Source organism: Scytonema millei VB511283 (genome assembly GCF_000817735.3).
In the GTDB taxonomy this organism is placed as follows: Bacteria; Cyanobacteriota; Cyanobacteriia; order Cyanobacteriales; family Chroococcidiopsidaceae; genus Chroococcidiopsis; species Chroococcidiopsis millei_B.
The window spans coordinates 92,392-119,352 of sequence record NZ_JTJC03000007.1 but is presented as its reverse complement, the minus strand read 5'-3'; the positions used below and the strand labels follow the sequence as shown (position 1 = coordinate 119,352).

Below are 26,961 nucleotides of genomic sequence, written 5' to 3'. Positions count from 1 at the left end.
TAAAACCGTGTCGAAGAACTGACAGCTATTAAAATTTTTTACTCCATCAGTGCAATCAGAAAATGAGCATGGCGATCGCGGGTTATACGCTACTAGAAGTTATGACTGAATGCACTAGCACGACTGTTTATCGTGCTTATAGAGATACAGACAAAACCTCAGTTATTATTAAAACTCCGAAAGCCGAGCGTACATCTATAGAAGAGCTGACTTACTTAAAACACGAGTATAACATTCTTCACGATCTGAAAATAGCAGGGTTCCTTCAACCATTAACTTTAGAAAGTTATCGAAATGGGTTAGCGCTGATCTATGCAGACTTTTCAGGAATATCTTTAAAAAAACTGCTCGAATCGCAAAAACGATTTGAATTGAATAGCTTTTTATCAATTGCAACTCAATTAGTTTCAACCATCGCTCAGCTGCATCAACACAACATTATTCATAAAGATATTCAGCCCTGCAATATCCTAGCGAATCCCGAAACAGGTCAAGCGCTGTTTATCGATCTCAGCCTTGCTTCACGCTTGCCTATAGAGAATCAAATCGTTCGTCATCCCGATCTATTAGAAGGCAATCTTGCCTATATGTCACCTGAGCAAACAGGTAGGATGAACCGGGCGCTCGATTATCGAACTGACTTTTATTCGTTAGGCGTGACTTTCTATGAAATGCTGACAGGACAGCTACCATTTCAGGCAAACAATCCACTAGAACTCATTCACTCGCATATTGCTAAAGCCGCTGTATCGCCTAGAGAATATCAGCCAGAAATTCCGCCAGCGATCGCGGAAATTGTGATGAAATTACTAGCAAAAACGGCAGAAGACCGCTATCAAAGTGCGTTGGGTTTGAAGGCTGACTTAGAAACTTGTCTGAGCATGTTACAGACGACTCAAAAAATTTCTTCCTTCCGTGTAGGACAGCTCGATTTATCCAGTCAATTTTCAATTCCTCAAAAACTTTACGGTCGCGAACGAGAAGTTACAACTCTTATAGATGCTTTCGATCGCGTCAGTCGAGGCGCGACCGAGATGATGTTAGTTAGCGGTTATTCTGGGGTCGGTAAATCTTCTTTAGTCAATGAAGTTCATAAACCAATTGTGGGAGCGCGGGGATATTTTATTTCGGGTAAATTCGACCAATTTAAGCGCAATATTCCTTATGCTTCTTTAATTCAAGCATTTCAAGAATTAATCCGGCAATTACTGACCGAAAGTCGCGATCGCATTGCAATTTGGCAAGCCAAACTTTTGGCGGCTTTAGGTTCTAACGGTCAGATAATTATTGACGTTATTCCCGAAGTCGAACGCATTATTGGCGTGCAGCCAGTAGTTCCTAGTTTAGGAATAACTGAGTCTCAAAATCGATTTAATCGAGTATTTCGACAATTTATTCACGTATTTACTCAACCAGAACATCCGCTAGTTATTTTTTTAGATGACTTACAGTGGGTCGATCTAGCTTCTTTAAAACTGATTCAGTTGCTTGTATGTGACTCGAATAGTCAATATTTATTATTAATCGGAGCTTATCGCGATAATGAAGTTAATGGCTCTCATCCTCTAATGGTGACTTTGGCTGAGATTCAACAAACTCATGTCGTAACGAATGATATTGTCCTTCAACCTTTACAAATTACCCACACTAACCAATTAGTTGCCGATACTCTCCGCACGAACACTACTACAACCAAGTCGCTGGCTGAGTTAGTGTTTAAGAAAACTCAAGGTAATCCTTTTTTCTTAACTCAGCTACTAAAATCTCTATATCAAGAAAAACTGTTGACATTTGATTTCGATCGCGCTGGCTGGCAGTGGGATATTCAGGTGCTTCAGGAAATTGAGATTACTGACAATGTTATTGAATTAATGGTTGGTCAAATTCAAAAATTATCACCAAAGACGCAGAACGTTCTTAAGTTTGCTGCCTGTATCGGAGATAAATTCACATTGGATGTTTTAGCTATTGTCAATGAGAAATCTTTGTTAGAAACAGCAAAGGATTTATGGGAAGCCTTACAAGCAAATCTAATTTTACCCCTTTCTGAAGCATATAAAATTCCGCTAGCGATCGAGCCAGATACCTCAAGAATATTATTAGTTAAACCATTAAAAGTTAGCTATAAGTTTTTGCACGATCGCGTCCAGCAAGCAGCTTATTCTCTGATTCCAGATCCACAAAAACAAGCAACTCATCTAAAAATCGGTCAGCTACTACTCAAAAATACCGCGATCGAAGAACAGAAAGAAAATATTTTTGCTTTAGTTAATCACCTAAATTATGGCTCTGACTTACTCACTTTAGATGCGGAAAAATACGAGCTAGCCGAACTTAATCTCTTAGCTGGTCAGAAAGCGAAAGCAGCAATGGCGTACGAGTCTGCTATGCGCTACTTTAAATTGGGTTTGGGATTATTAACAGCAAATAGCTGGCAAAATCAGTACGAGCTAACACAGGCACTCTACGAGTCAGCAGTAGAAACAGCTTACCTGAATGGCGACTTCGAGCAAATGGAACAATGGGCAACGATTGTCTTAAAACAGGCAAAAACGCCAATTGACAAAATGAAAGTTTATGAAGTCAAAATTCAAACTTGCATGGCGCAAGTCAAACAACTTGAAGCGATCGCCATTGGATTACAAGCACTGGAACTGCTAGGTGTAAAATTACCCCAGTCGCCTAGTTCCTTAGATTTGCAACAAGCACTCAGTCGCACAGCAACAAATTTGGCTGGGAAAAATATAGCAGAGTTGATTAATTTACCGTTAATGACAGAGGTAGATAAACTAGCAGCTATCCGAATGCTAACTAGTTTAGGTTCTCCTACCTATCAAGCTGCACCGATGCTCTTTCCCCTGGTTGTCTGCGAACAGGTAAATTTATCGCTTGAATTTGGCAACGCACCTTTTTCAGCTTACGGTTATGTTTGTTACGGCGTGATTTTAAACGGCATAGTTGAGGATGTTGAGTCGGCTTATCAATTTGGCAAGTTGGCTTTAAACTTAGTGGAGCGATTCAACACCGTAGAACTCAAGACAAGTGTATTTTTTGTCGCCGGATCGTGTACCATGCATGGAAAAGTAGACGCTAGAGAAACTTTACCACTGCTACTGAATGGATATCGGAATGGATTGGAAAACGGACATTTTGAATATGGTGGCTATGCTGCCATGCAAAGATGCCAATATTCCTATTTTACTGGTCAAGAACTGGCAAATCTGGAGCGCGACATGGCAAACCTCAGCGATGCTCTGCTTCAGTTAAAGCAAGAAAATGCCTTAAGTTGGAATCAAATCTTTCAGCAGTCAGTCTCTAACTTACTCGAACCAGCTCAAAATCGGTGCTGTTTGTTAGGTCAAGCATACAACGAAGAGCGATCGCTACCGCTGTTAGAGAAAGCCAACGATCGCACTGGATTGCACTACCTTTATATCAACAAACTGATTCTTTGTTATTTATTTGGCGAGTCCGAGCGAGCATTAGAAAATGCAGATCGAGCCGCACAGTATTTAGATGGAGTCAAAGCATTTCTAGTTGTGCCGGTCTTTCATTTCTACGATTCTTTGGCACAACTAGTAATTTATCCATCAGCATCGCGATCGCAACAAGAACAACTTTTAGACAGAGTACTCAATAACCAGAAAAAGATGCGGAAATGGGCGGGTTATGCCCCGATGAATTTTCAGCATAAGTACGAATTGGTAGAGGCAGAGCAAGCGCGGATATTAGGTCAATATTGGCAAGCAATGGAGTTTTACGATCGCGCGATCGCTGGGGCGAGAGAGCATGGATACATTCAAGAAGAAGCATTAGCAAATGAATTAGCAGCCAAATTTTATTTTTTACAAGGCAAAGATAAAATTGCGCAAGTTTACTTAGTCGAGGCTTACTACGGTTATCTACGGTGGGGAGCAGCGGCAAAAATTAAAGATTTAGAAGCAAAATATCCTCAACTACTGGCTCAAGCTCCAAAGCAAGAAAGCCCATTTGAAGAGATTAACCAAACTGCAAACTCTACTCCACTTAAAAGCTCCAAAAACCTAGATTTAGCAACTGTAATGAAAGCCTCGCAAGCGCTTTCAAGCGAAATTGTTTTAAACAATTTGCTGACTAAACTCATGCAAACTGTGCTGGAAAATGCCGGAGCGGAAAAAGGATTTTTACTTTTAGATAAAGCAGGAGAACTTTACATCGAAGCAATTGGAGGGAGTAGTTTAGATGAAATTGCTGGACGGAAAGTACTTCCTTTCAAAATATTAGAAACGTGCGAAGATTGTCTGATTCTACCGATTTCGGTTATCAATTATGTAGCCAGAACCCTAGAATCTATCGTTTTAAATAATGCAACTGTTGCAGAAATTTTTGCTACCGATCCTTATATTGTCGATCGCCAACCAAAATCGGTTTTATGCACGCCAATTCTGCACCAGGGGAAACTGACGGGCATTCTCTACCTAGAAAACAATCTCACAACTGGAGCTTTTACACCCGACCGCCTGGAAATTTTACAACTGCTATCTGCTCAAGCCGCAATTTCAATCGAAAATGCTCGTCTTTATCACGATTTAGAAAACTATAACCAGTCTTTAGAAACTAAAGTAGCGGAGCGGACGCTAGAGCTACAAGCAAAGAACGTACAACTGCAACAGGAAATTGGCGATCGCCAGCGAGCAGAAATAGCCGCCTCAGCTGCGAGTCAGGCTAAGAGTGAATTTTTAGCCAATATGAGCCACGAACTCCGCACCCCGCTCAATGGCATTTTGGGTTACGCTCAAATTCTCAAGAGAGAAAAAGCTTTGACCGAGCAACAAAAGAATGGTTTGGATATCATTTATCGCTGTGGGGATCACTTGCTGACTCTAATCGACGATGTTTTAGACATCTCCAAAATCGAAGCTCAAAAAATGGAACTTGATTGTCACGATTTCAATTTTTTAGAATTTCTAGCGGGGATTGTCGATATCTGTCAAATTCGCGCCGAGCAAAAAGGCATTTGTTTAACTTACCAGCCGTCTAACCTACCGCAATTCATTCGTGCTGACGAGAAACGACTGCGACAAGTCTTGCTCAATCTGTTGGGCAATGCCGTCAAGTTTACCGAAAAAGGTAGCGTGACTTTCAAAGTGAGCGATCGCGCTGGAAAGCTGCGGTTTCAAGTAGAAGATACCGGAATTGGCATGGCAGCAGAACAGTTAGAAGAAATTTTCTTGCCATTTCAGCAGGTAGGCAAGCATCGTCATCACGTTGAAGGAACGGGATTGGGTTTGGCAATTAGCAAACAGTTAGTGCAAAAGATGGGTGGTGACATCGAGGTCAAGAGTACTTTGGGTCAAGGGAGTGCTTTTTGGTTCGAGCTAGAATTCCCGAGAATTTGCCAATTAGCTGAGGTTACTAACACGAGTAAACGGAGAATTATCGGTTTTAAAGGCGACAGATTGAAAGTGTTGGTCATAGACGACAAATGGTCGAACCGTTCTGTCATAGTCAATATGCTGGAGCCACTGGGGTTTGAAATGTTAGAAGCGATCGACGGTCTTGATGGTTTGACTAAGGCACAGGCGTTTCAGCCTGATTGCGCGATCCTAGATTTAGTCATGCCTGGGATGGATGGCTTTGAAGTGACTCGTCATCTCAGAGCATTGCCAGAGTTAGCAGGTGTAGTGGCGATCGCGATCTCAGCTAGCGTGTTCGATTTCGATCGGCGGCAGAGTCAAGCAGTCGGTTGCGATGATTTTCTGCCGAAGCCAGTTCGCGAGACAGATTTATTAGAAAAATTAAGGATTCACTTAGGTTTGGAATGGATTTATGAGGAAGAATCGACAATTAAAGCTTTAGATAATTCCCCACCAAGAGAATTGGCAGCAGGAGCGATCGTTTCTCACTCTTCCCTGCTCCCTGCTCCCCGCTCCCTGCTCCCTGACCCAGCAGCAGCAGGAGCGATCGTTCCTCCCCCAGTTGAGGAGATGGCGAAGTTGCTCGATTTGGCAATGAGGGGTGATATTCGAGGCATCTTGGAACAAGCCGCTAGAATTGAAGCATTAGATCGGCGGTTTCTACCATTTGCGCTGCATCTGCGTCAACTCGCTAAAAGTTATAAAGAGAAACAAATTCTGGAGTTTGTGAAAAAATACTTAGAGACTTAGAGGCATGAATGAGCGTGGCTACTGCCGAACCAGGCACGATCCTAGTGGTCGATGATACTCCTACTAATTTGGAAATCCTATTCGATTTCTTAACTAATTACGGCTTCAAAATTTTGATCGCTGAAGATGGTGAAAGCGCGCTCCAAAAAGCAGCATATGCCTCGCCAGATCTGATCCTGTTAGATATTTTGATGCCAGGGATAGATGGTTTTGAAACTTGCAGCCGCCTCAAAGCGAATGAATCAACGCGGGAGATTCCGGTAATTTTTATGACTGCCTTGTCTGAAACAGCAGATAAAGTGAAGGGTTTGCAGGTGGGAGCAGTCGATTATGTAACGAAGCCATTACAGCATGAAGAGGTGTTGGCAAGGGTGCAGACGCATCTTCGGTTGCGATCGCTAGCCAAGCAACTCCAAGCGCAAAACGTACAGTTACAGCAGGAGATCGAGCAGCGCCAACGGCAGTATCAGCGATCGCAATTATTTGCGGAAGTCGCGCTGAAAATTCGTCAATCTCTTCAGTTAGAGGAGATTCTACAAGCGGCGGCGATCGAAGTCCAGAAGATTCTGCAAGCGGATCGAGTTTTAATTTATCGCCTGCGATCGGATGGTACTGGTAGTGCAGTTGCTGAGGCAGTGCTACCTGGTTGGTTCTCAGTTCTGGGACAGCAATTTGCTGCGGAAGTTTTTCCAGAGGATTGCCATCAGCTTTACTGTCAAGGGCGAATTCGCGGCATTGCCGATGTGGAACGGGAAGAAAACATTGCGCCTTGTTTAGTTGAATTCATGCGGCAAGTCCAAGTTAAAGCAAAACTGGTCGTGCCGATTATTATCAAAGAAGAACTCTGGGGTCTCTTAATTGCCCATCAATGCAGTAGTCCGCGAGATTGGACTGATTTTGAGACAGAGTTGCTGGGACAGCTAGCCGATCAAATTGGTATTGCCATAACTCAAGCTCAACTTTTAGAACAAGAAACTCGCTACTCTCAGGAGCTAGCGCGATCGAATGCCGAATTGCAACAATTTGCCTCGATTGCTTCGCACGATCTGCAAGAACCGTTGCGGAAGATTCAGGCATTCGGCAACAGACTTCAAGAAAAATATGGCGAAATCTTGAGCGAACAGGGGGCTGATTATATCAGGCGGATGCAAAACGCCGCCCAGAGAATGCAGATTTTAATTGACGATTTGCTCGTATTTTCACGAATTACAACTAGGGCGCAACCTTTCGTTGTCGTGAATCTTGCCAAGGTAGCAAAAGAGGTACTATCAGATTTAGAAGTGTTAATTCAGCAAACTGAGGCGCGCGTGGAGTTGAGCGAGCTACCAACCATTCATGCAGACCCATTACAAATGCGTCAGTTATTGCAAAATTTGATTGGCAATGCCATCAAATTTCGGCGAAAAAATGAACTTCCTTGCGTGAAGATCTACAGTCAAATTATCGATAATCGCGAACAATTAACTGAGAATTTGCTAAATACTTATCTTTGTCAAATTACAGTTGAAGATAACGGTATTGGTTTCGATCGAAAGTATTGCGATCGCATTTTTCAAGTTTTTCAACGGTTGCACGGTCGCAGCGAATACGAAGGCACGGGCATAGGTTTAGCGATTTGCCGTAAGATTGTCGAGCGGCATGGTGGCAGTATTACAGCCGAAAGTACGCCAAGCCAAGGAGCAAAATTTATCGTGACGCTACCCATGCATCAATCCATAGATTGAGGGGGTTTTGTTCGTGTCGCCGGGATATGCGATCGCTTGGTGGTGTAAGCTAGTCATACTAATTCTGTTTACCTTCTAGTTTTTCCAATGGAACTTTCGAGCAAATCTGAATATGCACTGCTGGCGCTGCTAGAGTTGGCGAATGCTTATCAGAGCGCTCAGCTACTCCAAATTCGACAGATAGCAGCTAGACGAGATATACCAGAGCGTTATTTGGATCAACTGCTGGCGATATTGCGGCGAGGCGGATTGATTAAAGGTGTACGTGGAGCTAAGGGTGGTTACATCCTGGCACGAGAACCACGCCAAATTACGCTGCTAGATGCTTTGCGTTGTATCGAAGGATTAGACATTGTTTCTTCAGGAGAGAAGAATGCTCCTGAAGCCGCAGAAAGAGGTGCGATTGAGGAAGTTTGGCAATCAGCAGAACAGGCGGCTAACACAGTTTGGCAAAACTATACGCTCCAAGACTTGTGCGATCGCGTTTCCGCTCGCAGGCAGTTAGATTATATGTACTATATTTAGGCTTAGCAGCTAGTTTCTGTTCGTATCTTTGCCTAATTTAACCTCTGGTTTCGATATCATACAACTTGCATAAAGTAAGGACTTTTTGCTTGAGGCGATCGCGCATACTCTCCGGCGATACAATGACGCAATCTTCCCAATACCGTGCCACTTCTCGAATTAGCCAGAAGGGATTAGCGACTCGTCGCACTACCTGACGTACATCACCGATTGTGTCATCTTCAAGATCTTCTTCCTTCGGTTGATAAGCTTTAATTAGCCCACCCCGAAAGTGTAATTGCACTTCTATGTAATCGAGTTCGTCTCGCCAATCCCCACTAGTAGCCACGACAGATTTAATTCTGTCAAAGCTCAGGCAACGGTTGTGCCATAGTTCGGGCAGTTCTGGGATATCATCTTCTACGTCTGCTGTCTCGTCGCACCAAATCATCAAATGGAAGCGTTTTTCAAAAAATCTTACTTGAGCGTGACGGACTTTATAATCTAATTCCCGATCTTGAGAGTTTTGATAGAGCAGGTAAAAAGGCTGCTGTGTTTGAATTAGTTCTTCTATCCTACTCCTCCATTCTCGAACGGGTTGACCGAGTTGTTTCATCAGCGATTGACGCAGTGGCGCTTCGAGATTGCCGCGTTCCAATAAGAGTGCAAGTACAGTTTGTGCTTCTCCTATGTGACCTGCATCGTTGAGGGCTTTTATCGCCTGCTGTAAAGCGTTAATTTGGTTAGCGTCAAGCGTGAAGGGCTTTCCAATCTCTACAGAGTGTTGTGCGATCGCCACGATTAAGCCAGAAACACTGGCTTCTTTGCCCCAAAGGATATTGAGGCGACGGGCTATTTCTTCGAGTTTTTCCTTAGTCCCTGGCGGAATTGACAGTGTAATCGTATCTTTTTTTCTGGGCATTTACAGTAATACACTTGCACTTTCTAAAACGTTATGTCATATTCATAAATGTAATTATAAATAGTCTGATTGCAAAAAGTGCAGTGACACAGCTTTAACTTGCAAGATTGTCTCCGTATAAGCACTCATCTCAAAAGTTGGCTCAGCAACCTAGACTTGATTTTGGATTGAAATAACTGTATATGATTAAGCGCAATAGGCTTTTAAATCGCCCTCCCAAAAGTTTGGAGGAGCGTTATTTCAGTGAAATTCGCCCTCAACTATACGAAAATCACGCACACCATCATCAGTATGGGGTAAGGAAAGGAACAACCCTTGCAGAGCATTTAGATTCTGCCTGTCAATTTATTTTGACGGTAAGTCGAATAGCAGGAGTATCTGAAGATAAAAGACCATTGCTGCTAGCTGCAACGGCTGTTCATGACTTGAATAAATTAGATACTGAAGGGCGTAATGTCAAAACTCTAGCCAGAAATAAGGACTTTTTAAGAGAACAGCTTGAAAGGGCTTGTGTACTAACTTTTGTGGTGACAGACGATGACTTTGAATTAGTCAGAAAGCTAATTGAACGACATTCAGGTCACAACATCAGCGATGCGGCAAGATTTTTACCAGAAGACCCAGACATTGAACGATGGGCGGCGATGCTGACGGCTGCTGATTTGTTTGATTTAGGAATTCCAGATGAAAAACGTTTTCGCAAACTAGAAACGGAATTAACTGTTGCTTTTGGGCGAAGCTGCAACCTGCTTAGATTACGTTTAACTGAAGATAAAGGTTATATTACAGCCTTACTATTAGGTGCTTGTGAAGAAGTTTTACAAAAGCATGGGTTGAATTCTTTAGCAATTTTTCCTGATGGCGAACTGTTTGAAGGTGAAGCCCTACCAAAAGTAAATTTGACAAAAGAAATAGCGGGTGTTTGGCAAAGTAAAATCGACTTAGTTTTTGGGAATAATATCGAAAGACTTGTTAGACCTACTAAGGATGGTATTAAGATTACTCATCAAGCTATTCAGCAAAATATAGAGGAAGTATTAATAAATATTGAGGCGCTTCTAGAAAAGAAAAAAGCTAGTTATAAATCAGACAAGATTGCTAAAGATGTGACTAAGTGGGGCGATGCGGCTGGTGCAGATGCAATAAACAAAGCGACTGAAGTTGGTTTAATACCTGTGAGTAATGCAGAAGAATTTGCCATATCTGAGGGATTGAAAGCAGCTTATCTCAGCTACCGTGAGGTAGGATTAAGTCCTAAAGAAGTTTGGGACAAAATTGCTTGTCATACTGGTATTTCTGAACAGCAACGGATTGCTCTTGAACCATTTAATGGTCAATATGGGCGACCTTTATTTGCTGCAAAAGCTGCTATTAATGGAATTGAAGGTATTCAAGAAGCTCTCAAAGAATCTTTCCAACTTAGAAAGAAAAGTACACAATCCTCAGAGGACATAGAGGTATCTGAGGAAGTGATTGCAGCCGTTAACAGAATGGTAAATTTACCTTTTGCTATTCGGTTAAATGGAGTCAATGATTTAAATGCTTATATAGAAGCAAATCCTAGACAAAGATGCTCTTTAGGCTCCACTTCTAATAATATAGATGAGCTAATTTCAGATAATATGCCTCCAGGTACGAAAGTCCAAGCTTTTTCTAATCGCTTACCAGGTGGTATCAATGCAGAGCCTAAAAGACAAGCAGATTCAATTGCAGCTTTAGCTTATCAATTGATGTCGGTTGGGGCAAATTTCCCATCTGTTAAAAAACAAGACCCACTTTATTTACATTTAGCATTACCTAAAGGTTCTGCACCTGAATTATTAAGAATTTGGCGCGAACTTCTACAACAACTCGCAGCAACAAATGCTGAGGGTGGCACTGTCACTGTTGATGAAATTCAGCTATATCGAGATAACATACTTGAATTTAAAGCTAATAAAGTAGTTGGTGCAGCGTTACCGAAGCGTCCAGAATTTGTACATACAACAGTGATTATTCCTATAGTGTGGGGAGAAACTAACGCTTCTTTAGCATTACTTAAATCGCTGAGACTCGGTTTAGAAATATCTTTGTCTTTAGATATTGGCTTTCCTTTTACTCTTAGTAGCAACTTAGAAGTCGAGTTATTTAATGATGTTTACGGACGAGTAGAAGGAATTCCTGCTGCTCTGCAACCTTTACTAGGGAATGGACAATATCAAGAACGTCAAGATGCAGAAAAAATTCTTGAGCGTCTACGTTGTATTGGCAAACTAGCAATATCTGTAGCAAGTATTCAAAAAGCCGATGATTGTTTGTACGATTTAGCTCGTGCTTGTGCGAGACCAATAGAACTTTATTATGTTTTACTACGTTGGATTTTACGAGAACAAGATGAACCAAATTTGAGTGCAATTTGGAGTCGGATTTGCGAATCATTAAATACTTTATTGAAGAATCTTATGCCAAATGAAACCGCATTATTGACTCAGTATCTCAAAGAAGCTGCTCAAATAGCAGCGGAGGCGAAAATCTGGGGAAGCTCTTTCAAACGTACTGCTCAAACAGAACCTTTCACAGCTTTTATTGCTGCTATTCGCACTCAAAAATCTCATTTAGATTTAGAGATGATTTTTGCAGCTTTGATACAACAATACCACACCCGTTTAGATCGTATTCGCGAACACGGTGTTGGTGCGACGAAGCTAGAACAAGTTAAGCGTTATTACGAGGTTTTGCGAAAGCTATATGAGGAAGTTTATTCAGCACGTCCTGAAAAGTTTCTATCTGACCGAAAAACTTTAGAAGCTGCCTATTTATTCTTTCTTGAGGAAGCACGCAAGCAACTAAAATCTCAATCTCAAGACGATTCAGATGAAAATACTACCAATACTTAATTAATAGGAGTTAATTATGTCGATTCAAAAGCTTTCTTCAGTTCTTGCAACCACTTACGAAAATTTTCCTAAAGGACGTTTTATCACTTTAGTAGTTTTAAGAACAACTCATTCTGAAACTATTTTTCGTACAGAAGGTTCTGGCGAACCAATGTGTAGTGAGTTTGTCCAAGCAGGTTTAGAAGGTGAAAATCAAAAAACTATAATTCAACGCTTGGTAATGACTAAGCGTAAGCAAATAGCACCGGAAAGACGCTATGGTAGAGAGCATTTAAGAGCGCATGAGCTTTTATATACTAATAGTAAAGATGGCTCTCTTTGTTCTTTAAATACTAATTCACCCTGTGAAATGTGCGTAGATTGTTTCCTGTATGGTTTCGCTGCTGGTGGTGGTGGCGCACAAAAAAGCCGTATTTGGACTGAGGATGCTTTTAGTATTTTACCTGCTAGTGACGTTGTGGGCGATCGCACAATTAACGCTATTTATGAAAATGGTACGATGCGCGATGAAAAAAGTAACGCTTCCACAGCTTTAAATACGAGCGAATATATCAAACCAGGCGTACATTTTTTAGATGTCGTCACTCTCAAAGATGTGACTGCTGATGAACTACGATATGTCGTCGGTAATATTTTATTCACCAGTCGTTACGGTGCTGTGTCCAGTCGTGTGGGACGCATGGAAAATCAAATATTAGGTGTATTTGGTAGTATTACTGAACTACCAAGTTCTTTAGAACTCGTACAAGCTACTTACGATGTTTTAGGTAAACCTTTAGAACACCCTCTGAATTCTAACCAATTAATTACAGCTAGCCAGCAAGCCATTGCAAATTGGAGAAATAGAAGAGGAGTATCTGTGCATTTATCTGAAGCAGAATTAGTCAATTTAATTGCTGATGTAGAGACTCATTGGTCAGAAGCAGAACGCGATAGTTTTCTCAAACGCTTAAGCCAATCCTATGAATCTTTCCGTCAGGTTGCGGCTGAAAAGAAAAAGACTAAAAGTAAAGGAAAAAATACTCCAGTTGAAGTAGAGAGTTAGATTATGTCAACAATTCCTTTTCAGCAAGCAAAACTTATTGAATTATACTGTCTCGAACCAGTTTTTTTTGCCTCTAGGGAGTTGTCTGATACCTATTATACTGAGGGGGTCATTGGGAATTACGCTCTTACCTATGCTTTAGGTTTAGTAAATTCCCCCTATCGCCTCCAAGGTCAGGCTACAGGACGACCAACCTACAAAGAAGATTTACAACCAATAGCACGAGATTTTTATATCTTACCAGCTTCACCTCTAGATAAAATTGCATTCAGATTTGAACGTTTTAATGCTCTTTCTGATGCTTATTGGTATTCAATGACTAATAATCGGGTTGCTACTGCAAGAGAAGATTTACCATTACAGCGCCAAGGGAAAAAACCTAATTCATTTAGACCAAGTAATTTTCCCCAAACTGGAAAACTGCGGATGATTGAACGCGGTAACAGATTTCAAACTTTGGTGTTTGGAAATAGCCAATTACCCGATTATATTCGTCTTGGTAAATTTATGAGTAAAGTTAAAGTCAACATACTCAATGAATCATCAGTTAATTTACTACCGGAAGGTGAATATCAAAGTCAACATTATCTAAATGCTACCGATTTACCACAGCAACTAGAAACTTTAGCTTTTGATTTAATTTCTATCCCTCCCGCACCCATTATTAAAAATCTACGTTTTCGAGGTTGTGCTTGGCAGATTGATGAAACAATCATCCCAGCAGACTTACATTTTTGCGGTAGAGGCAGTAGCAATGAATAATCAAAGATTAGTTACCAGGCTAGAACCTCGTAGTATTTCGGTTTGTGTAAATTTGCCAGAAGAAATATCTTTCATGACAAAAGCACTTCAACATCAAGTTGATGTGTTTGAACAATCAAAAAATGCCGATATTATTCTCGATTTAGCACCAACTGGTACGGGTAAAACTAAAGCAGGGTTGACAGTTTTAAAACATCAGCCACATAAAAGTGCTGTTTATATCGCACCAACTAATGCTTTAATTGAACAGCAAACAGAAGCAGCTAAGCAGTTTGTGCGTGAGGCTAACTTACCTCATATTGTCAAATCAGCTTCGGCTCAAGATATTAAAAGCTGGTCTAACGATAAAGTTGGCAGTCGTTCAGGAGAAAAACTATATAATGTCTTGCGCAATCCTGCTACAATTTTTGATGATGTTGGAGCAAATACACCAATTCTGTTAGTAACGAATCCTGATATTTTCTACTATGCAACTTTTTTTGCATACAACAAGCTAGACAGAGATAATATTGCTGCTAGTTTTTACACTAAATTCTCTACAGTCATCTTTGACGAATTTCATCTCTACGATGCTAAACAGCTAGTAGGAATGCTGTTTTATCTAGCATACTCTCACGTCTTTGGCTTTTTTCAACATGGACGGAAGATAGTATTGCTGACAGCAACACCAGAACCAGCTTGTGAATCAGCATTAGAAAATTTAAAACAGGCAGGGGTGAGGATTGCGAGAATTGATGGAGAAGCAGCTAATACTAATTTTGTCCCATCACAAACAGCAGTCAACTTAGAGTTAAAACCGAAGCCAGACAGTAAAGAAGTGTGGATAGCAGAATTAGCTACAGAAGTTGTTCATCGACTTCGAGAAAGTCCAGATAAAAATGGTGCTGTAATTTTGGATTCTCTGGATAATATTAATCTTCTCAAAAAAGTTTTAGATAATCGAGGACTCACTGATTATATCGGACGCATTACGGGACCTGCACCTAAACAAGATAGACAAAAGGCTATGCAGTGTCAAGTTATTTTGGCAACTAGCACTGTAGATGTAGGATTTAACTTTGAAAGGAACCCCGAACCAACACGACAGAATTTAGACTGGTTAATTTTTTCGGCACGCGATCGCGCTGCTTTTTGGCAGAGAATAGGTAGAGTAGGACGTGTTTTAGGTAAATCTGAAACTAATATTGATTCAGAAGCTATTGCTTACTTGCCTGCTAATGCTTGGCAAGAAGGTTTAAATACTCTTAATACGACTGGAGGTCGTACCGCGCTAAAAGATTTACTCAATATACTTCCCTGTTTAGACAAGCCTTTTTTAACAGCTTATTGGCGTTCAGAAGCATCTCTAGAAATCGCACGTCCTTTATTAGAACTGGAAAAAAATTCTGAAAACTTAGCACTTGCTGAATTAATTCCAAAATTGTTTGGTACTTTAAAATCAATTCTTGGGGGAAATCGCACTTGGCAAGACTATCGCTACAGAATGAAAGTTTTGCAAGGTGCTGAAAATATTGCTCAAATGTCTTTAGATAAACTCAAAAAAGACTGGAAGTATATCAAAGGTGGGCGAGCTTTTGTTAAAAACTATATTAGAGTAAAATCACCTGAAGAGTGGGATGATTTACAAGCTGGACGCACGACAATAGATGCATACGAAGATATTTTTAAACAAGATGACATAGTAGCTGAACTCAAAGAGTTTGCTGAAATTTTTAGTACAAGCTATGCCCCATTATTTACTTTTCGCTATAGTTTATTTGAAAACCTTCCCATTCGCGATCCATTCGGTTTTATCTTAGATGAAGCTGAGAAAAGTCAAATCGATCCTTTTCATCTATTGCGCTATTACGAATTTGTTCAAAACGGTGATTTTATCGAAATCAGAACTCGTGCAACTGAGACTTATAAACTGAGTTTTAGAATGCGATATCTTGATAGTCAACAAGAGTTTATCAACACGGAACTGAATAAATTAACAGCTTTTAAAAATTGTCAAATTATTCGCAGCGTTGGAGGAGCAATACGTCCAACACCTGAATTGCAGACATTATCAAAAAATCTTTTGCCAGGAGTCATTATTTGTCCTCGAACTAATGCTGCTACTCTTTTCCAGTTACATAAACAAGGAATTGTTTCGTATCCTATAACTATTGCTTGCAATGATGATGAAAGACAATACGAGTTTTTAGCAGGCTTATCAGGAATTTTAACAATGGCAATGAAGTTTAAACAGCTACGTCTTCCAGATGATGAAGTTTTTATTGTTTAATCTCCATTAAGTCTAAACTCACTATGCCTCACAGCCTCGTCCTCAACCTCATTCCCCAATCTCCCATATACCCAGAATTCCTCACTGGTAGACACTATCACGCCTTATTTCTCACTCTGATTACTTCCGTCGATAAAACCTTGGGAGATTATCTACATTCCTCCAACGCAGATAAAGCTTTTACCCTCTCACCCTTGCAAATACAACAGCACAAACATCACCATACCTTACAATTTGGTCATCAAAAACCCATTCCCGCAGGAACTTCCTGCTGGTGGCGTATTTCCCTACTCGATGACACTCTATTTAGCAAATTAACCCCACTGTGGTTGAATCTTAATCCACAACACCCTTGGCATTTAGGTTCCGCCGATTTGTACGTTACCAGCATTCTCGGTACTCCCCAATCGACACAGCCTTGGGCGAATGCTTGCACCTATGCCCAATTATACGAACAAGCTAGCGATCGCGATCGCACTCTGAATTTCACTTTTGCTACACCTGTAGCCTTCCGTCAAGGTGAATATGATACGATTCTTCCCGTGAAAGAATGCGTCTTCAACAGTCTTTTAGGGCGATGGAATAAATATAGTGGAATTGAATTAAATAATATCTCATTTGACTCAATTTATCCAAGTTTTGTCAAGATTCATACGGAAGTTCTTAGTAATTACGACAGTAAATTTATCGGTTGTATTGGTGAAATTAGCTATCGTATTCTTGGAGATGTCGAACCGATCGCAATTAAGCAAATTAATGCTTTAGCTGACTTTGCTTTATATACGGGTGTAGGACGTAAAACAACAATGGGTATGGGCATGGTGCGCCGCCTATTAGCAATTGATTCGCGTTCTTCAAATTATAAAAACTATGGACGATCTTGAATACATTCCTATTGCTGCATTAAATCAATATATTTACTGCCCACACCGCTGCTGGCGAATGTTTTGTGCGGGAGAATTTATTGATAACCAATATACGATTGAAGGTACGAGTTTGCACGATCGCGTTCATACATTAGGAGAAGGAAGTCGAGAAGAAACTTGGCAAGTTCGGGCAATTTGGCTGAAGTCAGAACGATACAAGTTAATCGGAAAGGCTGACTTAATTGAAGTAGAAAATGGTCAATGGTATCCAGTTGAATACAAGCGAGGACGCAAAGGTGAATGGGATAACGACGAACTGCAAGTTTGCGCCCAAACTTTGTGTTTAGAAGAAATGACTGGACAATCTATTAGTAATGGCTATATTTACTATGCCCATTCGCATCAACGCCAATTAGTCGAAATTACTAATCAACTGCGTCAAAGTGCGATCGCAACTATTCAAGCCGTTCAAACCTTGCTAACGACAGGAGAAATGCCAAAGGCTGTCAAAACAAAACGCTGTGATGGTTGTAGTTTATTTTCACGTTGTTTACCTGGTGCTGTAGATAAGGTTGGACGCTATCAAGAAGCCACGTAATTTTAGTTTTATCATTCTAATTTATCAACTATAGATGCAAACATGGGTACAGTTTATATCACTCAGGAAGATGCTTTTATTGGCAAAACAGATGAACGCCTTCATGTCAAATTTGATAAAAAAACAATTTTAGATGTGCCGTTAATTAAAATAGATGGTGTTGTAGTTATGGGACGTGCTACAGTTTCACCAGCGGCAATTTCCGAACTGCTGGAACGTCATATACCTCTGACTTTTCTCACAGAAACAGGTCGTTATTTAGGTAGATTGGAACCAGAAGTTAGTAAAAACATTTTTGTTCGCAAGGCACAATGGCAAGCAGTTGGTGAGTCAGTCCAAGCAATTCATGTCGTTCAAGGATTTGTGCGCGGTAAGCTGAAAAACTACCGAAATCTACTTATCCGTCGCCAACGGGAATTTCCAGACTTAGATTTATCAGCATATATTACACGTTTAGAGCAGGCGATCGCACCAATTGACACAACTAACAGTATCAACTCGCTGCGGGGTTTGGAGGGTGCTGGTAGTGCGGCTTATTTCAACTGCTTCCACCAACTGATTCGGGCTACAGAATTTACTTTTACCACGCGCAGCCGTCGTCCGCCGACTGACCCAGTTAATTCTTTACTCAGCTTTGGCTACTCATTATTGCGGCATGATATTCAAGGGGCGATCGATATTGTTGGGTTCGATCCATACTTAGGATATCTCCACTGCGAACGTTATGGTAGACCAGCGCTAGCATTGGATTTAATGGAAGAGTTTCGTCCCTTGATAGTAGATGCAGTCGTGTTATCTGCATTAAATAAGCGACTTTTGACACCCGTAGAATTTGTGACAGAACCATTAAGTCATGCGGTATCCCTGACTGGGGAAGGGCGAAAAACATTCTTGCGCTTATACGCGCAGAAGAAGCAATCTGAGTTCAAGCACCCAGTTTTAGGACGTAAATGTAGTTACCAAGAAGCATTTGAACTACAAGCGCGGTTACTGGCGAAATATTTAATGGGTGAAATTGAGAAGTATCCGCCGTTGGTTTTGAAGTAGGCGTAAGGGTAAAAAGTAAATATGAATGTTATCGTCTCCTACGATATTTCCGAAGATAAGCGCCGTACCAAAATCCATAATATTCTTAAGTCTTACGGGCAATGGGTGCAGTACAGCGTGTTTGAGTGCCAGTTGAGCGATACTCAATATGCTAAATTGCGTTGGCGTTTAAATAAGTTAATTAAGCCGGATACTGATAGTATTCGATTTTATTTCCTATGCGCCTGCTGTTTTGGTAAAGTTGAGCGTATTGGTGGTGAACCAGTTTATGATGACACTGTTTTCTTTGCTGAGTGCGCGGATGGGTAGGTGTTGGTACGGAGAGTTTGAAAAAAGATGCTGGAGGTCTTACGATTCAAAAGATTACAGGAATAATAGCTGAGAACCTACCGCGCTCTTTGCTACAACTGGGTTTTAGCAATTTGTACCATGCATTAACCAGCTTTTGTCATGCTATTATTGCTCTATCCGCGCTCTCGAACCTTGAAAACTACATATGGATTAGTTTTCAGGCTTCAGCCGTTGAAATTTAATTGTCTCCCTATTAGGGAGTGAAACTTTTGGTGACAGTCTGCGAGGAGGAATAGTAGGTACTGGTAGTTGAAATTTAATTGTCTCCCTATTAGGGAGTGAAACCTATTAACTGATTAATTGCCAAAAGCTGCGTGACGATGTTGAAATTTAATTGTCTCCCTATTAGGGAGTGAAACAATACTCAAAGGCTGCCACCATCAACTAAAGCTCGGTTGAAATTTAATTGTCTCCCTATTAGGGAGTGAAACCTATTAATTGATTTATCGCTAAAAGATGCGTGACGAGTGTTGAAATTTAATTGTCTCCCTATTAGGGATTGAAACCTTAATGCAAACTACGCTAGGGGCTTTAAGAGGAGTTGAAATTTAATTGTCTCCCTATTAGGGATTGAAACAATTGTGTCTCTAAAACGGTACTTTTGAAACACTAGTTGAAATTTAATTGTCTCCCTATTAGGGATTGAAACTACAAAGATAAACGCTGGATAGGCAATTCTAGAGTGTTGAAATTTAATTGTCTCCCTATTAGGGATTGAAACAATGAATTCAGCAATACCAGTCAAGCTGAAGATAGGAGTTGAAATTTAATTGTCTCCCTATTAGGGATTGAAACAGGTAAATAAGTCAGCAATATGCGATGTGGATTAAAACGTTGAAATTTAATTGTCTCCCTATTAGGGATTGAAACCAACGCTGCGGCTTTAGAGCTAGCCAGCGCTAAGTTGAAATTTAATTGTCTCCCTATTAGGGATTGAAACCTGTAGAGGTAGAGATTAGCCAAGCCATGCTTCACCTGTTGAAATTTAATTGTCTCCCTATTAGGGATTGAAACGAATTGATTCTGCTTATTAGCTTTACTTCCTAGCAATAGTTGAAATTTAATTGTCTCCCTATTAGGGATTGAAACAGCAATATCAATCCTAGCAAGGTAGAGAGAATTCTACAGTTGAAATTTAATTGTCTCCCTATTAGGGATTGAAACACGTTCCCAAAGCAGGTGGCAAAGCTCGGATTTGATGGGTTGAAATTTAATTGTCTCCCTATTAGGGATTGAAACATATATGCTTATTTAGTACGGATATCTATATATACAGGGTTGAAATTTAATTGTCTCCCTATTAGGGATTGAAACGAAATTACCCCGGTTTTAAATTCATTGGGAACAAGTTGAAATTTAATTGTCTCCCTATTAGGGATTGAAACGGTAGCGGCGGGAATAACGGTTAGCGGTGAGCATGTTGAAATTTAATTGTCTCCCTATTAGGGATTGAAACTTAAACCTTATTTCTGGAAGTTGGAAAACGGGAGTTGAAATTTAATTGTCTCCCTATTAGGGATTGAAACTGTAAAGAGTATCGTCAGAGCTAGGGGAATTACGTTGAAATTTAATTGTCTCCCTATTAGGGATTGAAACACAAGGGACTAGCAAGAGAAATTTCAGCATTGACTGTTGAAATTTAATTGTCTCCCTATTAGGGATTGAAACAGGGCGATCTCTCAAGCATTTGATTGATACAGTTGATGGTTGAAATTTAATTGTCTCCCTATTAGGGATTGAAACGCGATAAATTACTTTTGGTGGTGTTGAGACTGTGGTTGAAATTTAATTGTCTCCCTATTAGGGATTGAAACCGTCCCACGCCTGAGTTAACCGCCCAATCAAAGTGTTGAAATTTAATTGTCTCCCTATTAGGGATTGAAACGTGTTAGCAATTGTTGATGTCGCCCCACGGCAATAAGTTGAAATTTAATTGTCTCCCTATTAGGGATTGAAACAGATTGCAATTCGAGCGATTAATCTGTACAAATGGCGTTGAAATTTAATTGTCTCCCTATTAGGGATTGAAACATCACGATATGCACCCGCTCTAGCTCAGGGGCGATCGCGATGTTGAAATTTAATTGTCTCCCTATTAGGGATTGAAACTAGCATTCTCAAACGCAGATTGTAGAATTCTCTCGTTGAAATTTAATTGTCTCCCTATTAGGGATTGAAACTTAGGCAGATTTATGATTACACTACTAGTTGTTTCCCACGTTGAAATTTAATTGTCTCCCTATTAGACCTGTCCGGAATATTATTTAAGTGCTAAAAAAATGGTAGAACGAAATTTTGTCGCTCTACCACTATGAAAAATCCTCTTGATTATATCCAAGAGAATCCGCATCGGACAAAGCAAATACTGGGAATTACACATGACCAGTTTCGAGACTTGTTGAGCCAAGCTCAAAGGCATCATCAAAACCAGCAAGTAGACAGAGAAAGTAAAAAAATCCGGATAAATCAGAAAGGAGGAGGACGTAAACCGAAACTCAATGTTTCCGAGTCGGTATGTTTGTGTCTGTTTTATTTAAGACAGATGCCAACGTTTGAGGTTTTAGGGATGCACTTTGGGGTGTCAAAAACTGAGGCAAATGATACGTTTCATTACTGGTTAAGAATATTCCGAAAAATTTTACCTGCCAGTCTTCTTGAACAAGTTGAAGAAAAGGATGGTGATTACGCGATTGCTTTAGAATTATTGAGGGAATTTCAGTTAATAGTAGATAGTATGGAACAACCAAGAGAAAGACCTTCAGACTATCAGAAGCAAAAAGAGTATTTTTCGGGCAAGAAAAGGCAGCAGACATTTAAAAATCAATTCATTGTCTTACCGAAAGGCAAAGATATTGTAGATATAGAGGTAGGTAAAAAGGGTCCAACGAGCGATATTAGTTTGTTCCGCGACCAACAAAAAAAGTTTGAGAATGAGCAAATGTTTGAAGGAGATAAAGCGTATCAAGGAGGAGAGAAGATTACGACTCCTCAGAAGAAACCACGAAAAGGAGAATTAACGACAAAGCAAAAAGAGGAAAATAAAAAATTATCCAGCCGCCGTATCTTTGTCGAACACGTAATTAGACTCGTCAAAATTTTCCGCATCGCTCAACAACGTTTCCCCCTGAATTCTCAAATTTATGAGCAGGTAATTCTTACCATTTGTGGGCTGGTTAGGTTAAGAATTGGCGCGTTAATATTACCAGTTTCATGAAAATTGTAAATTGGAGAATAGTTATGCTTTAGCCATGAATATTTTTACAGATAGTTGCTATTAGTAACTCTCTCAAAGCCTTATGATTACGTCGGTTCTGGTTTCATGCTAATGCTGTGCAAAGCCAGACGTGGACTGCTTTGCAAATTTCCGGACGAGTCTATTAGGGATTGAAACCGCAATACAACAAAGAAAATATAAGTACGCCAATGTTGAAATTTAATTGTCTCCCTATTAGGGATTGAAACATAAGCAAATTTATCGGCATTCAATGCAGCGTGGAGTTGAAATTTAATTGTCTCCCTATTAGGGATTGAAACGTAATCTGATGGTGGTGGCTCTGCGATCGATGTGGTTGAAATTTAATTGTCTCCCTATTAGGGATTGAAACATAGCCATCCTTGACTATCTGCTCTATCGTGACGGGTTGAAATTTAATTGTCTCCCTATTAGGGATTGAAACGATTTCTTTGGTTTTTCTGCCAACGAAGCGAGTTGTTGAAATTTAATTGTCTCCCTATTAGGGATTGAAACGGAATCTGGGCTAGGCGAAGGACTGGGAGATGGCGAAGGTTGAAATTTAATTGTCTCCCTATTAGGGATTGAAACCAAAATTGCTTCAGGATTAATCTTTACTTTTTTACGTTGAAATTTAATTGTCTCCCTATTAGGGATTGAAACTGCGGTGGTAAAAGCTGTCATATTCTCGGGTCAAAGTGTTGAAATTTAATTGTCTCCCTATTAGGGATTGAAACTAAGCGCGATGGATCTCCCGACTATCAGAAATATTTCAGTGTTGAAATTTAATTGTCTCCCTATTAGGGATTGAAACGTAAATGCTGTAGATACAGTTTTAGATATTGTTGGGGTTGAAATTTAATTGTCTCCCTATTAGGGATTGAAACAGTTGGGTTCCCCATCAGAAGCAGTGAAGATTTTACTCTTAGTTGAAATTTAATTGTCTCCCTATTAGGGATTGAAACTTTGCGCTCGATGTCGATTGGCTCACCAGTGATCGGTTGAAATTTAATTGTCTCCCTATTAGGGATTGAAACCGAGCGTGATGCTGCTGTTACTTTATTGCCTGAGTGTTGAAATTTAATTGTCTCCCTATTAGGGATTGAAACATGGGTGCGGGAGTCGCCTTAAGAGCCAAACAGAAAGTTGAAATTTAATTGTCTCCCTATTAGGGATTGAAACCGTACCGTAAATCCTCACCCAAGCTTTTGTATTACAGTTGAAATTTAATTGTCTCCCTATTAGGGATTGAAACTTGACAGACTATGGCTTGGAGGTTGCCGCAATCGTTGAAATTTAATTGTCTCCCTATTAGGGATTGAAACCAATCTAATTCATCCCCCAAAAGCTCAGCACAACGCAGTTGAAATTTAATTGTCTCCCTATTAGGGATTGAAACTTGCGAAACTTGATGCCTATCTTATCAAAGGAATTGTTGAAATTTAATTGTCTCCCTATTAGGGATTGAAACGGGATCTGGGCTAGGCGAAGGACTGGGAGATGGCGAAGGTTGAAATTTAATTGTCTCCCTATTAGGGATTGAAACTTTGACCTGCTCCCTGAGAATCGCTACATCCTTTGTTGAAATTTAATTGTCTCCCTATTAGGGATTGAAACTACAACGATTATCGGCGCAGCAAAGGATTAGCACCGCGCAGCGTGTTGAAATTTAATTGTCTCCCTATTAGGGATTGAAACCGGCTGTAGCAAGCGAGTATTCTTCGCCGATACGTTGAAATTTAATTGTCTCCCTATTAGGGATTGAAACGATTTAACTGGAGTTGGAACTAACGTAGTCGTTAGGGTTGAAATTTAATTGTCTCCCTATTAGGGATTGAAACAACGTCAGGTTTCGCTATGCTTACGCCACGATCAAGTTGAAATTTAATTGTCTCCCTATTAGGGATTGAAACGTGCGCTTTGAAGAAATCGTTCAACTCCGTACGCAAGGTTGAAATTTAATTGTCTCCCTATTAGGGATTGAAACAAGATATTCTGAATGCTTTGCACAAATCAGAGATGTTGAAATTTAATTGTCTCCCTATTAGGGATTGAAACGCGGTAGAATTCAAAGTAATAATTTTATGTGACTTTGTTGAAATTTAATTGTCTCCCTATTAGGGATTGAAACCTCTGCCTTGATACTCAGCTAACACTGCCTCAACCGTTGAAATTTAATTGTCTCCCTATTAGGGATTGAAACCATCACAAAGAAGTAGCTGCGAACGCACCAATTGACGTTGAAATTTAATTGTCTCCCTATTAGGGATTGAAACAGAATAAAATCTGATGGCGATACTGTAGCTTTGCAGCCGTTGAAATTTAATTGTCTCCCTATTAGGGATTGAAACAAGTTCAAGGTGGCAGGAAATAGTGCCGCTCCTAAGTTGAAATTTAATTGGCTCCCTATTAGGGATTGAAACCCGCTTCAATTCTCGCCGAAATTCCCATTCGCGCGTTGAAATTTAATTGTCTCCCTATTAGGGATTGAAACTTCTATCCATTTCCTTGTCGCAGGATAGTTTGGGTGTTGAAATTTAATTGTCTCCCTATTAGGGATTGAAACAAATTTCCTTCAATCCGACAGACGACATTCGAGCCAGTTGAAATTTAATTGTCTCCCTATTAGGGATTGAAACTTATTTATCGGACTCCTTATTTAGAGTTTTTGGAGTAGTTGAAATTTAATTGTCTCCCTATTAGGGATTGAAACATGACTAGAAACTGGTAGTAAGAACGGCGGATGCTGTTGTAGGCTGAAATTTAATTGTCTCCCTATTAGGGATTGAAACACGAGGCAGAACATTGCATCTCCTTGCTAATCCAAGTTGAAATTTAATTGTCTCCCTATTAGGGATTGAAACTAGCTATCTCTGTATCACGGAATTAAGCTAAACTGGCTTCTGAGGTTGAAATTTAATTGTCTCCCTATTAGGAATTGAAACTTGGAAAGTCTCTAATGCAAGCAACGCTAGGGGTTGAAATTTAATTGTCTCCCTATTAGGGATTGAAACTTACTTGCCGCTCTTGGTGCTTTAACTGTAACTGGTTGAAATTTAATTGTCTCCCTATTAGGGATTGAAACGTAAGAGAGGCTTTCTTATTAACCTATCCACAAGGGGGTTGAAATTTAATTGTCTCCCTATTAGGGATTGAAACATTATTGGAACTATACGACTGGTATTGCGAGAGCAAGTTGAAATTTAATTGTCTCCCTATTAGGGATTGAAACAACAACGCTTCGGGTAGCGGTACGCCACCGCAGAATGTTGAAATTTAATTGTCTCCCTATTAGGGATTGAACCTGCAATGAAACTAAAGGAACAGGCTACACAGTGCATGTTGAAATTTAACGATATTCCTATTAGGAATTGATTTTTTTTTCGGAAGTATTGGAATAAGATCGCCTGCTGCGCTATGGTTGAAATTTAGTTGTCTCCCATTAGGGATTGAACCTAGTACAGACTGGACACTCTCAATGCACTACCGACGATTTGGCAAGACGAACCTCAATCTTTCGGCGTTTTCGTTAGGCACGATGCGTTACTTGGCTTCAGAGGAAAATGCCTATCAAACGATCGATCGCGCAGTTGCACTAGGCATCAATCACATTGAAACAGCTAGAGGCTATGGTGACAGCGAATTATATCTGGGTGCAGCACTCAAAAAAGGTTTATCCGTCCCTCGTTCCCAGCTTCTCATCACAACCAAAATTCCCCCTACGACAGATGCGGACTCAATGCGTTGTTATATCAATGAGTCTTTAGAACGTATTGGAGTCGATTATTTAGATTGCTTAGGAATTCACGGAATTAACACTTGGGAACATCTCGATCTCGTACAACGATCGCATGGTTGTATGCAAGCAGTACGGGAGGCTGTTGCTGATGGACGGGTAAGACACGTTGGTTTTTCCACGCACGCACCTTTAAATGTGATAATAGCAGCGATCGCCACCGATCTATTTGAATTTGTCAACCTACATTATTACTACTTTTTTCAACGTCATGCCCCAGCAATAGAACTCGCCCATACTAAAGATATGGGTGTATTTATTATTTCTCCTGCGGATAAGGGAGGACTCTTATATAGTCCACCAGAAACGCTGAAAGATTTGTGCCAGCCTTTTTCTCCATTAGAACTCAATTATCGCTTTTTACTGAGCGATCGCCGTATTACTACCCTCAGTATTGGTGCAGCTACCCCAGCAGAATTAAGCGTCCCTTTACAAGTCGCTGACTGCGATACACCCCTAACTGATGCAGAAATTGAAGTTTTACAGCGTTTAGAAACTCATGCTGCCACAACTTTAGCCAGCGATCGCTGTAGTCAATGCTACAAATGTTTGCCTTGTCCTGAAAAAATTAATATTCCCGAAGTTTTGCGCCTGCGAAATCTGACGATTGCTTACAATATGCAGGAGTACGGCAAATATCGCTATCAAATGTTTGAAAATGCCGGACACTGGTTTCCTGGCATGAAAGCAAATAAATGTACTCAATGCGGTGATTGTTTACCGCGCTGTCCCGAACAATTAGATATTCCACAATTATTATCTGATACTCACGATCGCTTGAATGGATCTCCTAGACGTAGGTTATGGGGATAATAGATTGTCA

14 protein-coding genes and 2 CRISPR repeat arrays are annotated in these 26,961 nt (G+C 40.3%); of the genes, 13 read left to right on the top strand and 1 reads right to left on the bottom strand.

Annotated elements, in window-relative coordinates; all coding sequences use genetic code 11:
• Positions 1–62 precede the first annotated feature (62 nt).
• From QH73_RS21715 to QH73_RS21705, 3 genes are all read left to right on the top strand, one after another.
• The gene (locus tag QH73_RS21715) at positions 63–6,146 is read left to right on the top strand and encodes a hybrid sensor histidine kinase/response regulator (protein ID WP_039716193.1); all 6,084 of its coding nucleotides are present in this window, start codon (positions 63–65) and stop codon (positions 6,144–6,146) included.
• Between the two features lie 8 nt (positions 6,147–6,154).
• Positions 6,155–7,870 (top strand): response regulator, encoded by a 1,716-nt coding sequence (locus QH73_RS21710; protein ID WP_039716194.1) that lies wholly within the window; start codon positions 6,155–6,157, stop codon positions 7,868–7,870.
• Between the two features lie 87 nt (positions 7,871–7,957).
• Positions 7,958–8,395, top strand: coding sequence for an Rrf2 family transcriptional regulator (locus QH73_RS21705; RefSeq protein ID WP_039716195.1), 438 nt, complete (start codon positions 7,958–7,960; stop codon positions 8,393–8,395).
• Between the two features lie 37 nt (positions 8,396–8,432).
• Here QH73_RS21705 and QH73_RS21700 read toward each other — a convergent pair whose 3' ends face one another.
• A complete protein-coding gene (locus QH73_RS21700; protein WP_039716196.1) occupies positions 8,433–9,296 on the bottom strand; it encodes a WCX domain-containing protein in 864 nt (287 codons plus the stop codon).
• A 182-nt stretch (positions 9,297–9,478) separates the two neighbouring features.
• Here QH73_RS21700 and QH73_RS21695 point away from each other — a divergent pair, with 182 nt between their 5' ends.
• The 10 genes from QH73_RS21695 (at position 9,479) to QH73_RS21650 (ending at position 26,951) form a co-directional block, all read left to right on the top strand.
• A complete protein-coding gene (locus QH73_RS21695; RefSeq protein ID WP_039716197.1) occupies positions 9,479–12,172 on the top strand; it encodes a CRISPR-associated protein Csc3 in 2,694 nt (897 codons plus the stop codon).
• A 16-nt stretch (positions 12,173–12,188) separates the two neighbouring features.
• The gene (cas7d, locus tag QH73_RS21690; RefSeq protein WP_039716198.1) at positions 12,189–13,217 is read left to right on the top strand and encodes a type I-D CRISPR-associated protein Cas7/Csc2; all 1,029 of its coding nucleotides are present in this window, start codon (positions 12,189–12,191) and stop codon (positions 13,215–13,217) included.
• A 3-nt stretch (positions 13,218–13,220) separates the two neighbouring features.
• Positions 13,221–13,979 (top strand): type I-D CRISPR-associated protein Cas5/Csc1, encoded by a 759-nt coding sequence (gene cas5d, locus QH73_RS21685; RefSeq protein ID WP_039716199.1) that lies wholly within the window; start codon positions 13,221–13,223, stop codon positions 13,977–13,979.
• A gap of 52 nt (positions 13,980–14,031) precedes the next feature.
• On the top strand, positions 14,032–16,248 hold the full coding sequence (gene cas3 / locus QH73_RS21680; RefSeq protein WP_236147119.1) for a type I-D CRISPR-associated helicase Cas3': 2,217 nt from the start codon (positions 14,032–14,034) through the stop codon (positions 16,246–16,248).
• A 23-nt stretch (positions 16,249–16,271) separates the two neighbouring features.
• Positions 16,272–17,132 carry a CRISPR-associated endoribonuclease Cas6 gene (cas6, locus tag QH73_RS21675; protein WP_039716201.1) on the top strand — a complete coding sequence of 287 codons (861 nt, stop codon included), beginning with the start codon at positions 16,272–16,274 and terminating at the stop codon, positions 17,130–17,132.
• A complete protein-coding gene (gene cas4 / locus QH73_RS21670) occupies positions 17,119–17,712 on the top strand; it encodes a CRISPR-associated protein Cas4 (protein ID WP_039716202.1) in 594 nt (197 codons plus the stop codon). Before cas6 ends, cas4 begins: the two co-directional genes overlap by 14 nt.
• 42 nt (positions 17,713–17,754) lie before the next feature.
• Complete coding sequence (cas1d, locus tag QH73_RS21665; protein ID WP_039716203.1) at positions 17,755–18,759, top strand: type I-D CRISPR-associated endonuclease Cas1d; 1,005 nt, start codon at positions 17,755–17,757, stop codon at positions 18,757–18,759.
• A 21-nt stretch (positions 18,760–18,780) separates the two neighbouring features.
• Entirely contained in the window at positions 18,781–19,068 is a 288-nt protein-coding gene (gene cas2 / locus QH73_RS21660) for a CRISPR-associated endonuclease Cas2 (RefSeq protein WP_039716204.1), read from the top strand.
• A 212-nt stretch (positions 19,069–19,280) separates the two neighbouring features.
• Positions 19,281–21,290: a CRISPR direct-repeat array (repeat unit 37 nt; unit sequence GTTGAAATTTAATTGTCTCCCTATTAGGGATTGAAAC).
• 131 nt (positions 21,291–21,421) lie between these two features.
• Complete coding sequence (locus QH73_RS21655; protein ID WP_132867129.1) at positions 21,422–22,324, top strand: transposase family protein; 903 nt, start codon at positions 21,422–21,424, stop codon at positions 22,322–22,324.
• 210 nt (positions 22,325–22,534) lie between these two features.
• Positions 22,535–25,647: direct repeats of the CRISPR family, unit length 37 nt; unit sequence GTTGAAATTTAATTGTCTCCCTATTAGGGATTGAAAC.
• Between the two features lie 173 nt (positions 25,648–25,820).
• Complete coding sequence (locus QH73_RS21650; RefSeq protein ID WP_039716205.1) at positions 25,821–26,951, top strand: aldo/keto reductase; 1,131 nt, start codon at positions 25,821–25,823, stop codon at positions 26,949–26,951.
• The last annotated feature ends 10 nt before the right edge of the window (positions 26,952–26,961 follow it).

Excerpts from the sequence above, each read along its gene's own strand:
- QH73_RS21705 (WP_039716195.1), top strand. The coding sequence starts at position 7,958 with ATGGAACTTTCGAGCAAATCTGAATATGCACTGCTGGCGCTGCTAGAG.
- QH73_RS21655 (WP_132867129.1), top strand. The coding sequence starts at position 21,422 with ATGAAAAATCCTCTTGATTATATCCAAGAGAATCCGCATCGGACAAAG.
- cas4 (WP_039716202.1), top strand. The coding sequence starts at position 17,119 with ATGGACGATCTTGAATACATTCCTATTGCTGCATTAAATCAATATATT.
- QH73_RS21710 (WP_039716194.1), top strand. The coding sequence starts at position 6,155 with ATGAGCGTGGCTACTGCCGAACCAGGCACGATCCTAGTGGTCGATGAT.
- QH73_RS21695 (WP_039716197.1), top strand. The coding sequence starts at position 9,479 with ATGATTAAGCGCAATAGGCTTTTAAATCGCCCTCCCAAAAGTTTGGAG.
- cas6 (WP_039716201.1), top strand. The coding sequence starts at position 16,272 with ATGCCTCACAGCCTCGTCCTCAACCTCATTCCCCAATCTCCCATATAC.
- QH73_RS21650 (WP_039716205.1), top strand. The coding sequence starts at position 25,821 with ATGCACTACCGACGATTTGGCAAGACGAACCTCAATCTTTCGGCGTTT.
- QH73_RS21715 (WP_039716193.1), top strand. The coding sequence starts at position 63 with ATGAGCATGGCGATCGCGGGTTATACGCTACTAGAAGTTATGACTGAA.
- QH73_RS21700 (WP_039716196.1), bottom strand. The coding sequence starts at position 9,296 with ATGCCCAGAAAAAAAGATACGATTACACTGTCAATTCCGCCAGGGACT.
- cas7d (WP_039716198.1), top strand. The coding sequence starts at position 12,189 with ATGTCGATTCAAAAGCTTTCTTCAGTTCTTGCAACCACTTACGAAAAT.
- cas1d (WP_039716203.1), top strand. The coding sequence starts at position 17,755 with ATGGGTACAGTTTATATCACTCAGGAAGATGCTTTTATTGGCAAAACA.
- cas5d (WP_039716199.1), top strand. The coding sequence starts at position 13,221 with ATGTCAACAATTCCTTTTCAGCAAGCAAAACTTATTGAATTATACTGT.
- cas2 (WP_039716204.1), top strand. The coding sequence starts at position 18,781 with ATGAATGTTATCGTCTCCTACGATATTTCCGAAGATAAGCGCCGTACC.